The sequence below is a fragment of the Mesorhizobium sp. M0185 genome, from assembly GCF_040322175.1.
Classification (GTDB): domain Bacteria; phylum Pseudomonadota; class Alphaproteobacteria; order Rhizobiales; family Rhizobiaceae; genus Mesorhizobium.
Window position 1 is genome coordinate 175,729 of record NZ_JAMYSY010000001.1, and the last position, 12,309, is coordinate 188,037.

Annotated in this window: 14 protein-coding genes; 7 read left to right on the forward strand and 7 right to left on the reverse strand. The window is 63.7% G+C overall.

The genetic code is table 11. The annotated features are described in order from the left end of the window. Positions 1-235 precede the first annotated feature (235 nt). The 4 genes from NKJ20_RS00825 to NKJ20_RS00840 all read left to right on the forward strand — a co-directional run bounded on the left by NKJ20_RS00825 (position 236) and on the right by NKJ20_RS00840 (position 4,248). Positions 236-1,435 carry an amidase gene (locus tag NKJ20_RS00825; protein ID WP_352742031.1) on the forward strand — a complete coding sequence of 400 codons (1,200 nt, stop codon included), beginning with the start codon at positions 236-238 and terminating at the stop codon, positions 1,433-1,435. Between the two features lies 1 nt (position 1,436). After that, positions 1,437-2,336: a LysR family transcriptional regulator gene (locus tag NKJ20_RS00830; protein WP_023675422.1), complete on the forward strand. Its 900-nt coding sequence runs from the start codon at positions 1,437-1,439 to the stop codon at positions 2,334-2,336. An 86-nt stretch (positions 2,337-2,422) separates the two neighbouring features. Continuing rightward, positions 2,423-3,091 (forward strand): DUF1007 family protein, encoded by a 669-nt coding sequence (locus NKJ20_RS00835; RefSeq protein ID WP_352742033.1) that lies wholly within the window; start codon positions 2,423-2,425, stop codon positions 3,089-3,091. Further along, positions 3,088-4,248 carry a nickel/cobalt transporter gene (locus NKJ20_RS00840; RefSeq protein ID WP_352742242.1) on the forward strand — a complete coding sequence of 387 codons (1,161 nt, stop codon included), beginning with the start codon at positions 3,088-3,090 and terminating at the stop codon, positions 4,246-4,248. Before NKJ20_RS00835 ends, NKJ20_RS00840 begins: the two co-directional genes overlap by 4 nt. Before the next feature lie 25 nt (positions 4,249-4,273). Here NKJ20_RS00840 and denD read toward each other — a convergent pair whose 3' ends face one another. From denD to NKJ20_RS00860, 4 genes are all read right to left on the reverse strand, one after another. Continuing rightward, positions 4,274-5,251 carry a D-erythronate dehydrogenase gene (denD, locus tag NKJ20_RS00845; RefSeq protein ID WP_352742035.1) on the reverse strand — a complete coding sequence of 326 codons (978 nt, stop codon included), beginning with the start codon at positions 5,249-5,251 and terminating at the stop codon, positions 4,274-4,276. 1 nt (position 5,252) lies between these two features. Continuing rightward, a complete protein-coding gene (locus NKJ20_RS00850) occupies positions 5,253-5,459 on the reverse strand; it encodes a hypothetical protein (protein ID WP_352742037.1) in 207 nt (68 codons plus the stop codon). Between the two features lie 62 nt (positions 5,460-5,521). After that, positions 5,522-6,505 carry a cation diffusion facilitator family transporter gene (locus NKJ20_RS00855; RefSeq protein ID WP_352742038.1) on the reverse strand — a complete coding sequence of 328 codons (984 nt, stop codon included), beginning with the start codon at positions 6,503-6,505 and terminating at the stop codon, positions 5,522-5,524. Between the two features lie 111 nt (positions 6,506-6,616). After that, positions 6,617-7,303, reverse strand: coding sequence for a GNAT family N-acetyltransferase (locus NKJ20_RS00860; protein ID WP_352742040.1), 687 nt, complete (start codon positions 7,301-7,303; stop codon positions 6,617-6,619). An 83-nt stretch (positions 7,304-7,386) separates the two neighbouring features. On the opposite strand from NKJ20_RS00860, the gene NKJ20_RS00865 reads away from it, so the two are divergent. Both NKJ20_RS00865 and NKJ20_RS00870 read left to right on the forward strand, forming a co-directional pair. Then, complete coding sequence (locus NKJ20_RS00865; protein WP_352465831.1) at positions 7,387-8,571, forward strand: pyridoxal phosphate-dependent aminotransferase; 1,185 nt, start codon at positions 7,387-7,389, stop codon at positions 8,569-8,571. 22 nt (positions 8,572-8,593) lie between these two features. Beyond that, positions 8,594-8,974 carry a YciI family protein gene (locus NKJ20_RS00870; RefSeq protein ID WP_352742042.1) on the forward strand — a complete coding sequence of 127 codons (381 nt, stop codon included), beginning with the start codon at positions 8,594-8,596 and terminating at the stop codon, positions 8,972-8,974. A gap of 23 nt (positions 8,975-8,997) precedes the next feature. Here the strand turns inward: NKJ20_RS00870 and NKJ20_RS00875 are convergent, their stop codons facing one another. Together NKJ20_RS00875 and NKJ20_RS00880 are read right to left on the reverse strand one after the other, a co-directional pair. Further along, a complete protein-coding gene (locus tag NKJ20_RS00875; protein ID WP_352742044.1) occupies positions 8,998-9,753 on the reverse strand; it encodes an SDR family oxidoreductase in 756 nt (251 codons plus the stop codon). Between the two features lie 221 nt (positions 9,754-9,974). Further along, entirely contained in the window at positions 9,975-10,721 is a 747-nt protein-coding gene (locus NKJ20_RS00880; protein ID WP_352488764.1) for a tellurite resistance TerB family protein, read from the reverse strand. 271 nt (positions 10,722-10,992) lie between these two features. On the opposite strand from NKJ20_RS00880, the gene NKJ20_RS00885 reads away from it, so the two are divergent. Beyond that, positions 10,993-11,352 (forward strand): YybH family protein, encoded by a 360-nt coding sequence (locus NKJ20_RS00885; protein WP_352742046.1) that lies wholly within the window; start codon positions 10,993-10,995, stop codon positions 11,350-11,352. Positions 11,353-11,374: 22 nt separating this feature from the next. On the opposite strand, the gene trhO is transcribed toward NKJ20_RS00885, so the two are convergent. Next, positions 11,375-12,295: an oxygen-dependent tRNA uridine(34) hydroxylase TrhO gene (trhO, locus tag NKJ20_RS00890; RefSeq protein ID WP_502894797.1), complete on the reverse strand. Its 921-nt coding sequence runs from the start codon at positions 12,293-12,295 to the stop codon at positions 11,375-11,377. Positions 12,296-12,309 lie beyond the last annotated feature (14 nt).

Here is a 12,309-nt window from a genome sequence, read left to right on the forward strand (position 1 = left end):
TTGGCCGCTAAACCGACTGGAGGGGTTGGCTCCAGTTACCTTACCGATTACCCTCACCATTCGAGGATCGGCGGACACCCACAGGCACGTGCGACTTTGGGCAAGCGCGATATAAGATCGAAAGATTTCACAATCAATAAAAATCGTATGGCAGGTTGTAAAATTTGTGGCATCGAACAATGCTGCGGCAACCAGAAGAACAATGCTGCGGCAAGCACATCCGGATATCGAACGCATGACAGGCACTCGCGGCCCGCTGAACGCTTTTCTCGACCTTGATCAAACCCCTGTAGCCAATGCGAAATCCGGCCCGCTTGCCGGCTTGCGGCTTGCCGTAAAGGACATCTTCGACGTCGCCGGCTACCGCACCGGCTGCGGCAATCCGCAGAAGTACCGGGACGCTTCACCGGCCATGGCCACCGCGCCGGCCGTCCAGGCGCTGCTTGATTCGGGCGCCCGCTTCGTCGGCAAGACGCAGACTGATGAACTGGCGTTTTCCCTGCTGGGGCTGAACGCGCATTTCCCGTCGCCGATCAATCCGGCAGCACCCGACCGCGTCACCGGCGGCTCGTCCTCCGGTTCCGCCGCGGCGGTTGCCGGCGGGCTGGCCGACATCGCCACCGGCTCCGACACCGGCGGCTCGATCCGTGCGCCGGCAAGCTTCTGCGGCCTGGTCGGCCTCAGGACGACGCATGGCCGCATCCCGCTCGACGGCACCATGCCGCTGGCGCCTTCGCTGGACACGTTCGGCTGGTTCGCAAGCGACATAGTCATCTACGAAAAGGTCGGCACGGTGCTGCTCGGCGACGATCCGCATTCCCACGAACTGAGACGCCCCGTCACTCTCGCTGCGCTGGACGGCCTCGTGCTCGGCCCGCACGAGGCCGACGAATATCGCGCCATGCTCCGCAGTGTCGCTTCGGTGCTGGGCGCACAGCGCAGCGTCGGGCCGCTGTCGCATTCGACCGACGATCTCTATTGGTGCTTCCGCAAGCTGCAAGGCTATGAAGCCTGGCAAAGTCACGGCGCCTGGATCGCCGGCGGCGACCGCATGCTGGGACCCGGTGTCAAGGAGCGTTTCGAGCACGGCGCGACTGTCGACGCGGCAACCGCGCAGCACGAAACGGAACGTCGCGTTTCGTTTCGCCTCGAGCTTGCCGATCTGCTTGGCGAGGACGGCGTTCTTGTGCTTCCGACCGTTCCCGGTGCCGCGCCGCTCAAGGCCGCATCATTCGACGATTTGCAGACCTATCGCGAGCGGGCGCTGAGACTGCTCTGCCTTTCCGGCCTGTCCGGTTTTCCGCAAATCACGCTGCCGCTCGGCAAGACCGGCGGGGCGCCGTTCGGTCTTTCGCTGCTCGGCCCGAAGAACAGCGACCGGCAGCTGATTGCGCTGGCCGCCCGCATCCTTTCGGCCCACCAAGGAGGCGCATGACATGGATACGCTGACCCGCATGCGCGCCTTCATCGACGTGGTCGAGGCCGAAGGATTTTCGGCGGCGGCGCGCAAGATCGGCCGCTCCAAGGCGCTATTGTCGAAATATGTGCGCGAGCTGGAGGACGAACTCGGCGCGCTGCTGCTCAATCGGACCACCAGGCAGTTCTCCCTGACCGAGGCCGGCCACACCTACTACCGGCGCGCCTCGGAGATCGTGCGCGAGGTCGACAGCCTTGCCGATGCGGTGCGCGAATCCTCCGGCGACGTGCGCGGCAGGATCAAGCTGTCGGCGCCGCGTACGTTTGCCGACGCGCCGATCGGCCAGTCGCTGATCGATTTCGCCAAGCAGCATCCCGACATCGTCCTCGACATCCATCTCGACGACCGTTTCGTCGATCTGGTCGAGGAGGGCTTCGATCTGGCGGTGCGAATTTCGCGGCTGGAAAATTCCTCGCTGATCGCCAGGCGCCTGGCGCCATTTTCGGTACGGCTTTGCGCGTCTCCCGAACTGATCGCCAAGCACGGCATGCCGGTCAGGGCGCAAGACCTTGCCCGCGTGCCCTGCATCATCGACACCAACGGCCGCTGGCTGACCAATTGGCCGTTCAAGGGCGACGGTGCCGATACGGTGAGTGTTTCGGTCTCTGGCCCGATCGAGGTCAACAGCCCGATGGCGGCGAGGGCGGCCGCCGTGGCTGGATTGGGATTTTCCATCCTGCCGGATTTCATCGCCGCGCCCGACATCGAAAGCGGCAAGCTGGTGACTGCGCTGGATGACCGCATTCTGCCCGGCGGCGGCATTTTTGCCGTCTATCCGCACCGGCGCTATCTGCCTGCAAAAGTTCGCGTTTTCGTCGACTTCCTGGTGCAGTGGTTCAAGGCGCTGGACAACGCATGAGCTTTCAGCCGCGTTGCGGTCCCATTTTCGCCCGCTTTCTGGTAACTGTCGGCAATTCACCGAAGCCGATTGAATCGCGACCGAGAATGCACCTGAAACGGCAAGCAATGATGCTGGCTTCGGCCTTGACCGCGACGTTTGCCGCCGTCGGACCGGCTGAGGTGCATCCCCACGTCTTCGCTGAAGCCCGCCTCGAAGTGGTCCTCGGCCCGGATCACCAAACTGTGAAGGCATTGCGCCATGTCTGGCGCTTCGATGATTTGTTTTCGAGCACGGTGATGATGGAGTTCGACAAGAATTCCGACCTGAAACTCGACGACAAGGAGCTGAAGGATGTCGCCGATACCGTCCATGCCTCGCTTGCCGAATTCAACTATTTCCAGCTCGTCACCGTCGACGGCAAGGACGTGGCAATGACTCCGCCGCCGCATTTGATGGCCAATTTCGACAATGACCAGTTGATCATCCTGTTTGAATCTGAACCGAAGGTGCCGATCAAACTGAGCGGCAAGATAGATATCGGCGTCTACGACCCGACCTTCTACACCGCGATCGATTTCACCGAGGATGCTAATCTGCAGGTCGATGGGTTGCCGCCGACCTGCACCAGCAAGGTTGTCCGCCCAAACCCGGACGAGGCGATCGCCGAGAACCAGAAGACCCTGACCGATGCCTTCTTCAATGATCCGACGGGCACCGACATGAGCAAGATCTTCGCCACCAAGCTCGAACTGACCTGTCAGCCGGAAGGATAGATCCAGTGACGAAACCGTCCCTGCGTTTGGCCATCGGCCTTCTGGCCGTCGCCTTTGTGATGACGCACTTCCTCGGCTCCGCCCACGCCCAGAGCTCGCTCGGCATCGGCACCAATGACGGCATGGCTCCAACCGCCACCGGCCCGTTCGCCCACATCCTGATGTGGATCAATCTGCGCCAGCAGGAATTCTATCATGCGCTTGCCGGCGCAATGAAGGCGATGCGCCAGGACGGTAGCAAGTTGTGGCTGCTCATCGGCCTGTCCTTTGCCTATGGCATTTTCCACGCCGCCGGCCCCGGTCACGGCAAGGCGGTGATCTCGTCCTACATGGTGGCCAATGAAGTGGCGCTCCGGCGCGGCATCATGCTGTCCTTCGTCTCGGCCCTGCTGCAGGCGCTGACCGCGATCGTGGTGATGCTGGTCGCCTATTTCTTGCTGCGCGGCACTGCTGTCTCGATGACAGACGCCGCATGGTTCCTCGAAATCATGAGCTATGTCTTCGTCACTCTGTTCGGCGCCTGGCTGCTTTGGCGCAAGGCAGGCCCGGCCATCCTTCGCCTGTTCGGCGCAAATCCGGGCTACAGCCTCTCGGCTGCCCATGCCGGCCATTCACATGCCGGCCATGCGCATTCCGCGCATGCCCATGCGGCACATTCCCACGCGCTTCATGCACATGACCACCACGATCATGCGCATGACCATCACGATCACGGCGCCCACGACCACCACCACGCCCATGCTGCGCACGATCACCACAGCCATGCGGCGGGCGAGGTCTGCGAGACCTGCGGGCACTCGCATGCGCCCGACCCGGCGCTGCTTTCCGGTGATCGCTTCGATTGGCGCACGGCCTGGTCGGCGGTGGCTGCCGTCGGTATCCGCCCCTGTTCAGGCGCGCTGATCGTGCTGAGCTTCGCCTTGCTGAACGGGCTGTGGTTCGGCGGCATCCTTTCGGTGCTGGCCATCGCGCTCGGCACCGCAATCACCGTCTCGGCCTTGGCGACGCTTGCGGTGACCGCGAAGAACTGGGCGGTGTATTTCGCCGGCGACGGCCGCATGGGCAACCGCATCCATTCCTTCGTCGAGATCGGCGGCGCCGCCTTCGTCTTCCTGTTCGGCCTGCTGCTGCTCTCGGCCAGCCTGACTGGCGCCTGACCTCGTTGCGTCCGATCGGGGCGCTTTAACTAGGGATATTGCCCCCCAACTCGTCCTCGATATGGACGCGGATGATCTCGTCGAAGCTCGTTTCGGCGGCAAAGCCAAGCTCCCTCGAGCGCCGCGCCTCGAAGCGCGTCGGCCAGCCCTTCACGATCGCCCAGATCGTCTCGTCGGGCTCCTCGCGGATCAGTTTCACCGCCTTGGCGCCGGCGACACGTTCCAGCGCCTCGATCTGCTCGCCGACGGTGACGGCGACGCCCGGCATCGTCAGGTTGCGGCGCGGGCCGACGGCACTGCCCTCGATCTGAGCCGCATGGATCAGGAAATTCACCGCCGAACGCGGGCTGGCGTGTGTGTGGACGACCGAGCGCGGCACCGGCAGGATCGCTTCATGGCCGCTCAGCGGCTCGCGGATGATACCGGAGAAGAACCCTGAGGCCGCCTTGTTCGGCTTTCCCGGCCTGACGCAGATGGTCGGCAGCCTGATGCCGATGCCGTCGAAGAAACCGCGGCGCGTATAGTCGGCAAGCAGCGCCTCGCCGATCAGCTTCTGCGTGCCGTACGAGGTCAGCGGCGTCGGGTGGAACTCGTCCGGAATGATCTCGGGAAACGGTGCGCCGAACACGGCGATCGACGAGGTGAAGACGACGCGTGGCGTATAGGCGGCCAAGCGGATGGCATCGAACAGCGCCCTTGTGCCGTCGAGATTGACGCGATAGCCGAGATCGAAATTGGCCTCCGCCTCACCCGACACCACGCCGGCGAGATGGAAGATCACGTCGGGGCGCGGCGCGACCAGATTTGCGGTCGCTCCCGGTGCGGCAAGGTCGCCGGTGTGGAGGGTAATGCTGACACCTTCGAGCACCGGCGCTTGCGGCGGCACGATATCGTGAAGATCGAGCGCGGCGATCTTGCGGCCGCCGAGCGTCCCGTCCTTGGCCAACCTGGCGATGAGTTTGCGGCCGACCATGCCTGCCGCGCCGGTAATCAGAATGCGCATGTCACTTTCCCTTTTTGCGCTGGCTGCGGCTACGCAGCCAAAACACGACGAAGATTGCCACCATGAAGATCGCCGCGACGACACCGGCAAGCACCGTCGAGACCTTGCCGACCGCCAGCATCACTGCTGGAAGATAATAGGCTGCGATGCCGAACAGCAGCAAAACCCAGGCGGCGCCGATCGCCGCATTGCGGGTGTCGCGGTCCATCACGCGGCGCCAGGGTGGCGAGAGTTCATGTCGATCGTTGCCAATGCCCAGAACTCCCGAAGTCAGTGATAATGGCCGCGGTGCGGTGCCGTGTCATGCGCATGCTCGTGCTCGTCATCATGCTCATGGCTGTCCGCACATCGGCCGAATTCCGGTTCGACCGTGGCATGGGCTATGCCATGTTCCGCCGTAAGCCGCTTCTTGATCGCGCTGACCGCCATATGCGCGTCGACGCCGTCATTGAGGCAGGCATGCAACGTCGCCATGTTGCTGGAACCGTCGATCGACCAGACATGCATGTGATGCACCTCGCGCACGCCCTTGACTGTCGCCTCGATGTCCCTGGCGATCAGGTCGCGGTCGAGGCTTGCCGGCACGCCTTCGAGCAGGACGTGGGCGGCTTCGCGCATCAGCGACCAGGCCGTGGACAGGATCAGCAGCGCGACAAGCACCGACAGGATCGGATCGATAGGTGTCCAGCCCGTCGCCAGGATCACCAGCGCCGCCACGATCGCCGCCGCCGAGCCAAGCAGATCGCCGAGCACGTGCAGGATGGCGCCACGCATGTTCAGGCTATCGCGGTCGCCGCCATGCAGCACGAAGAAAGAGCCGATATTGACCGCAAGGCCGGCGATGGCAACGACCAGCATCGGCCCGCCGAGCACGGGCTCAGGCGTCAGCAAACGCCCCCAGGCCTCGTAGATGATCCACAGCGCGATGGCGAAGATGGCGATGCCGTTGGTGTAGGCGACCAATGTCTTGACCCGGCCGAAACCATAGGTGAGGCGCACGGTTGCCGGCCGGCCCGCGAGATGGAAGGCATACCAGGCAAGGCCGAGCGCAATGCAATCGGCAAGCATGTGGCCGGCATCCGCCAGCAGCGCCAGCGATCCCGTCAAGAGACCGCCAAGCGCTTCGACGACCATGAAGCCGGCGGTCAGGCAGGCCGCGATCAGCACGCGCTTCTTGTCGGTCGAGCCATGCACATGCCCGGCACGGTGACTTTGGTCGTGGCCCTGCACAGCATGGTCGTGGGTATGCGCCATCTATGAGCTCCTGCTAGAGCCTGATCCATCCCGGCAGAATCGGGATGGAGGCTCTATCTTTTTAACCATGATCTTACCCGAAAAATCGAATTCCACTTTTCGGGATCATGGTCAGGCGCCGAACTCAGCGCGAAAATCCTCGAGCCGCCGCCTCTGCTGGCCATCGCTGTCGAAATTAGCCGGATCCAGCCACGCCTCATAGGCTCTGCGCAGATCAGGCCATTCCCTGTCGATGATCGAATACCACGCGGTATCGCGGTTTTCGCCCTTGACCACAAGATGCTGACGGAAAATGCCTTCGAACTTGAAGCCGAAACGTTCCGCCGCGCGCTTCGACGGCTCGTTACGGTTATTGCATTTCCATTCGTAGCGGCGGTAGCCAAGCTCGTCGAAGACATACTTCATGAACAGGAACTGCGCTTCCGTCGCCGCCGGCTTTCGCGAGATCAGCCGGCCCCAATAGATGTTGCCGATCTCAATGACGCCATAGGTGGCGTCGATGCGCATCAGCGTCTGGCGCCCGGCGACCTTGCCGCTGGCCTTGTCGATGACCGTGAAGAACAGCGGGTCTTCGCTGGCTTCCGCCTTGTCCAGCCATGGCTGGAAGGCGGCACGGCTCTCCGGCGGGTAGTCTGGCAGCCAGGCAAAGCGGCCGTCGACATCGGCCACCGACGAGGCCTCAAACAGGCCGTCGCCGTGCTTTTCGGCGTTGAGCGGCTCCAGCCTGACAGTTCGCCCCTCCAGCACCTTGCGTTCGGGCCGCGGGCGCGGTTGCCAATTCTTGAGATTTTCCGACACCGAAAACTCCAATCCGTTTGACTTTTGCGGGCGGACGCTCACAAAAACGCACGCTCGCTGAAAGAACCACACGGACAGGAAAAATGCTCCACACGATTTCGGCCTTCGACCGCCTCGGCGAGGAAAATGCGTTCGCAGTGCTGGCGCGCGCCACGGCACTTGCCCATCAGGGCCGCGACATTGTCAATCTCGGCATCGGCCAGCCCGACTTCAAGACGCCGCAGCACATCGTCGAGGCCGCGATCAAGGCGCTGCGCGACGGCCATCACGGCTATACGCCGGCCAACGGCCTGCTGGCGACCCGCGAAGCGGTGGTCCGCCGCACGCTGGCCACTACCGGCGTCGAAGTCTCGCCGGAAGCGGTGATGATCCTGCCCGGCGGCAAGCCGACCATGTTCGCGGCGATCCTGATGTTCGGCGAGCCGGGTGCCGAAATCCTCTATCCCGATCCCGGCTTTCCGATCTACCGCTCGATGATCGAGTTCACCGGCGCTGCCCCCATCCCGGTGCCGATGCGCGAGGAGAACGGCTTTGCCTTTTCGGCCGAGGAGACGCTGGCGCTGATCACGCCGAAGACCAGGCTGCTGATTCTCAACTCGCCGGCCAATCCGACCGGCGGCGTCACGCCGCGCGCCGAGATCGAGAAGCTGGTCAAGGGGCTGCAAGCGCACCCGGACGTCGCCATCCTCTCCGACGAGATCTACGACGTGATGACCTATGACGGCGAGACGCACTGCTCGCTGCTCGCCTTCCCCGAAATCCGCGACCGGCTGATCGTGCTCAACGGCTGGTCGAAGACCTGGGCGATGACCGGTTGGCGCATGGGCTGGTCGATCTGGCCGAATGGCGACAAGGGCGCGCATCTCTACGACAAGGTGCGCAAGCTAGCGGTCAATTGCTGGTCCTGTGTCAACGCGCCGAGCCAGTATGCCGGCATTGCCGCCATCGACGGCCCGCAGGACGATGTCGACAAGATGATGCGCGCCTTCGACCGCCGCAGGAAGGTCGTGGTCGAGGGGTTGAATGCCTTGCCCGGCGTTTCCTGCATTACGCCGAAAGGCGCCTTCTATGCCTTCCCCAATGTTTCCAAGACCGGCTGGAAGGCCAAGAAGCTCGCCTCGGCGCTGCTCGAGGATGCCGGCGTGGCGCTGATCGGCGGCCCCGATTTCGGCATTCTCGGCGAAGGCTATGTCAGGCTGTCCTACGCGAATTCCGAAGAGAACATCCTGCGCGCGCTGGAGCGGATCGAGGCGTTCCTGGCGAAGTGAGGACGACGAAAGGAGACGCCAGATGTTCTATGCCATTCTTGCCTATCACGAGGAAGCAGCGATCACGGCACTGACGCCTGAGCAGGATGCGGCGCTGATGACCGATCTTCTCCAGATCAACGATCGGCTCTACCGGCAAGGCACCCTTGGGCCGGCGGCCCGGCTCGGCGCGACACAAGACGCCTGCACCTTGCGCGGGCCAGGCACCGGAATGGTTATCGACGGCCCCTTTGCCGAGACCAAGGAACAATTGCTGGGGCTCTATGTCGTCGACTGCGCCAACCGTGACGCCGCTATCGACATTGCGCGCGACCTTCGCCGCGTCAATCCGACCGCCGTCTACGAAATCCGCCCGATTTCGCTCTATCTTCCCGGCGTGCCGCTTCCGGTCACCCGGCCCTGATTTAGGACCGGGTTGAGATTAATTTAGCCTCGCCCGACAAACGGCATCTTCGTCGCCATCACGGTCATGAACAGCACGTTGGCGTCGAGCGGCAGGCTGGCCATATGGAGGACCGCATCGGCGACGCGCTCGACATCCATCACCGCTTCGGCGGCAATGGTGCCGTTGGCTTGCGGCACGCCGACCGTCATCGCCTGCGCCATGTCGGTCAGCGCGTTGCCGATGTCGATCTGACCGCAAGCAATGTCGAAGGGCCTGCCGTCCAGCGCCAGCGTCTTGGTCAGCCCGGTGATGGCGTGCTTGGTCGCCGTATAGGGCACCGAGCCCGGCCGTGGCGCATAGGCCGACACCGAGCCGTTGTTGATGATGCGGCCGCCCATCGGCTGCTGCCTGCGCATGGCGCCGAACGCGGCGCGAGCACACAGGAACGAGCCGGTGAGATTGACCCCGACGATGTCGTTCCACACGTCGACCGGGATGTCGTCGATCAATGTCGATTTGTAGCTCGTGCCGGCATTGTTGAAGAGCAGGTCGACGCGCCCGAAAGCCGCCGCCACCGTCTCGAACAGATCGTCGACCTGATCGGCCTTGCTGATGTCGCAGGCGAAGGCCAATGCCTTGGCCTGCGTCGGCCCGGCCGCGGCGATCGCATCCTCCAGCACCGGCTTGCGGCGACCGCAGAAGACCGTATCCCAGCCGGCCTTGAGCAGCGCCGTGGCGACGCTTTTGCCGATGCCCGTGCCGGCGCCGGTGACGATGGCGGTTTTATAGTCGGTCATGGCTGTACTCCCTGAAAGGGATGAGGCATCGCAAATGACGGGAACCATGGCAAGCCGGCCCAAAGCCTGTGCTCACAAAAAGGGCGGCCGTTGGCGACCGCCCCTGATCCGAACCGGGCATGGGAGGAGGAAAGCCGATCCGACTGACTGAAATCATGCGCTCACCGGATTAACGAGAAGCTAACGCCAACGGCGCTGAGCTCCGAGGCTTCCTCTTCGAGCTACCAGCGCGAGCCTGCGACCGGCTTGGCCGTGCTGCCCGCTGCCGGCACCTTCGCCGCCGTCACCGTCGCCTCGACATGGTCGACCAGCGCATCCGGCAGGCCGAGACGGCCGGCAAGCAGGTCGAGATAGCCGCGTTCGGCCCGCGTGTCCGGATCGATGGCAAGACGCGAGGCGGTGTAGAGTTCCAGCTTTTGCGCATCGGTCTTGGCCCCGGCGATCAGCACATCCAGATCGAGCGGCGCCTCCAGTTCCGACATCAGGAATTTCTCCGCTTCGGCGCCGACGCCGGCGAGGCTGAGCTTGCCGGCGATCTTCTGCCGCTCTTCGTCATCGACGTGACCGTCGGCCTTCGCCGCCGAGATCATCGCCCTGACCAGCGTCAGCGTGAATTCGTCTTCGCCCTGCGGCGCTTGCGACGGATGGAAGGCGGTATCGGCCGGCGGCGGCAGCAATTCCGGTTCGCCTGCAGCTTGCGTCTCGGCCGGCGCGTTGCCGTTCTTGTAGTTCTGGTAGGCCTTGTAGGCGAGGCCGCCGATCGCAGCCAACCCACCAAGCTTCACCGCCGCACCGGTGACCTGGCGGCCGGGGCCGGTTCCGAGCAGCACCGCAGCCAGCGCACCGGCGGCAAGCGGATTGTCCTTGGCCATCTGCACCGCCTGCCCGGCCTTGTCGCGGACGGTTGATCCGGTGCCGGGAACTTGCGAGCCGAGCAGATCGTCGAGGAGCTTCTTGGGATCGAACATCAATGCCTCCAGAATTGGCCCGGCCAAAGGCGCGCGGGCAGGGTTTGCACGTCGAAGACCTAGGTCCCGCAGTTTGACATTACAATGACGCGGTGCATCCTTTTGCCCGCTGCCACGCATGACGTTGCACCGACATCTGCTGGGATTTCACGCGGAAATTATAGTGCTGCAGCCTCCATCCGCGTCAAAAAACGCGCGGCGCTGTGGACATTGGACGTGTCGAAACCGCCCCCGACTAATGTCGCGGCATGTCGCTTGGGAGGAGCCTGGCATGACCGATGAGACAGACCGCCAGCCGGCACGCGACCCCCAGGAACTGGAGCGCCTGTTGATTTCACGGCAATGGGTCGGAGACATTGACGGCATGGCAGCGCTTTTCGAGCAGCATGCCGTCATCGACAGCGGTGGCGGACAACTGACGTTCGGCCGCGAAGCCATCCGGGGGCTGTTCGCGGAGATCACCGCAACCGGCCGAAAATTTCAGTCCGGAGATCAGCGCCCGGCTGTCGTCAATGGCGACCTGGCGCTCACCTCGACCCGGCTTCCCGACGGCACCATCACCACCGAGGTCGCGCGCCGGCAGAGCGACGGGACATGGCTGTGGGTCATCGACCGCTTCTCTGTTGCTTGACGTTAAGTTGCTTAACGTGAAGCTAACTTCCGATGTGGCGGTCGCCGCGTGCTTGCGCCAGCTCGACCTGGTGCTGGCGCTCGGCGTAGCGGGCGCGATCTTCGTCCGAGCGGGCATCGAAGCAATGCGGGCATGAAACGCCGGTAGCATATTGCGGCGACAGCCGGTCTTCCGCGGCTAGCGGATGCCGACAGGCGCGGCAGAGTTCGGCCTCGCCTTCGACCAGCCCGTGCGATACCGAAACGCGCTCGTCGAAGACGAAGCATTCGCCTTGCCAGAGGCTCTGTTCGGCGGGCACGTCCTCGAGATATTTCAGAATGCCGCCCTTGAGGTGGAACACATCCTCCAAACCGAGCGACTTCACATAGGCCGTCGCCTTCTCGCAGCGTATGCCGCCGGTGCAGAACATGGCGACCTTGCGCCCGTCGAGCTCGTGCCGATGCCGCTCGACCCAGGCCGGGAATTCGCGGAAGCTGTTGGTGGCGGGATCGACAGCGCCCTTGAAGGTGCCGAGCGACACCTCGTAGGCGTTGCGCGTGTCGATGACGATGGTACCCGTATCCGAGATCAGTGCATTCCAGTCGGCCGGCGCGACATAGGTGCCTGCACCTGCCGCCGGATCGATATTCTCCACGCCCACGGTGACGATCTCGCGCTTCAACCGCACCTTCATGCGGTGGAACGGCATCGTTGCGGCGCTGCTGTATTTGATCTCGAGGCCGGCGAGACCGTCGATGGATTCGAAATGATCGATGAGCGCGGCGATTGCCGTTTCACTGCCGGCGACCGTGCCGTTGATGCCCTCACGCGCCAACAGCAGCGTGCCTTTGATGCCGCGTGCGCAGCAGAAGGCGGCGAGCGGCGCGCGCAGCGCCTCGAAGGTGTCGAGCCGGGCGAAGCGGTAAAGCGCGGCAACGCGGAAGGCTTGGCTGGGCAGTGTCATCACCAAGCCACTAA

Excerpts from the sequence above, each read along its gene's own strand:
- NKJ20_RS00825 (WP_352742031.1), top strand. The coding sequence starts at position 236 with ATGACAGGCACTCGCGGCCCGCTGAACGCTTTTCTCGACCTTGATCAA.
- NKJ20_RS00830 (WP_023675422.1), top strand. The coding sequence starts at position 1,437 with ATGGATACGCTGACCCGCATGCGCGCCTTCATCGACGTGGTCGAGGCC.
- NKJ20_RS00835 (WP_352742033.1), top strand. The coding sequence starts at position 2,423 with ATGCACCTGAAACGGCAAGCAATGATGCTGGCTTCGGCCTTGACCGCG.
- denD (WP_352742035.1), bottom strand. The coding sequence starts at position 5,251 with ATGCGCATTCTGATTACCGGCGCGGCAGGCATGGTCGGCCGCAAACTC.
- NKJ20_RS00850 (WP_352742037.1), bottom strand. The coding sequence starts at position 5,459 with ATGGACCGCGACACCCGCAATGCGGCGATCGGCGCCGCCTGGGTTTTG.
- NKJ20_RS00855 (WP_352742038.1), bottom strand. The coding sequence starts at position 6,505 with ATGGCGCATACCCACGACCATGCTGTGCAGGGCCACGACCAAAGTCAC.
- NKJ20_RS00865 (WP_352465831.1), top strand. The coding sequence starts at position 7,387 with ATGCTCCACACGATTTCGGCCTTCGACCGCCTCGGCGAGGAAAATGCG.
- NKJ20_RS00870 (WP_352742042.1), top strand. The coding sequence starts at position 8,594 with ATGTTCTATGCCATTCTTGCCTATCACGAGGAAGCAGCGATCACGGCA.
- NKJ20_RS00875 (WP_352742044.1), bottom strand. The coding sequence starts at position 9,753 with ATGACCGACTATAAAACCGCCATCGTCACCGGCGCCGGCACGGGCATC.
- NKJ20_RS00880 (WP_352488764.1), bottom strand. The coding sequence starts at position 10,721 with ATGTTCGATCCCAAGAAGCTCCTCGACGATCTGCTCGGCTCGCAAGTT.
- NKJ20_RS00885 (WP_352742046.1), top strand. The coding sequence starts at position 10,993 with ATGACCGATGAGACAGACCGCCAGCCGGCACGCGACCCCCAGGAACTG.
- trhO (WP_502894797.1), bottom strand. The coding sequence starts at position 12,295 with ATGACACTGCCCAGCCAAGCCTTCCGCGTTGCCGCGCTTTACCGCTTC.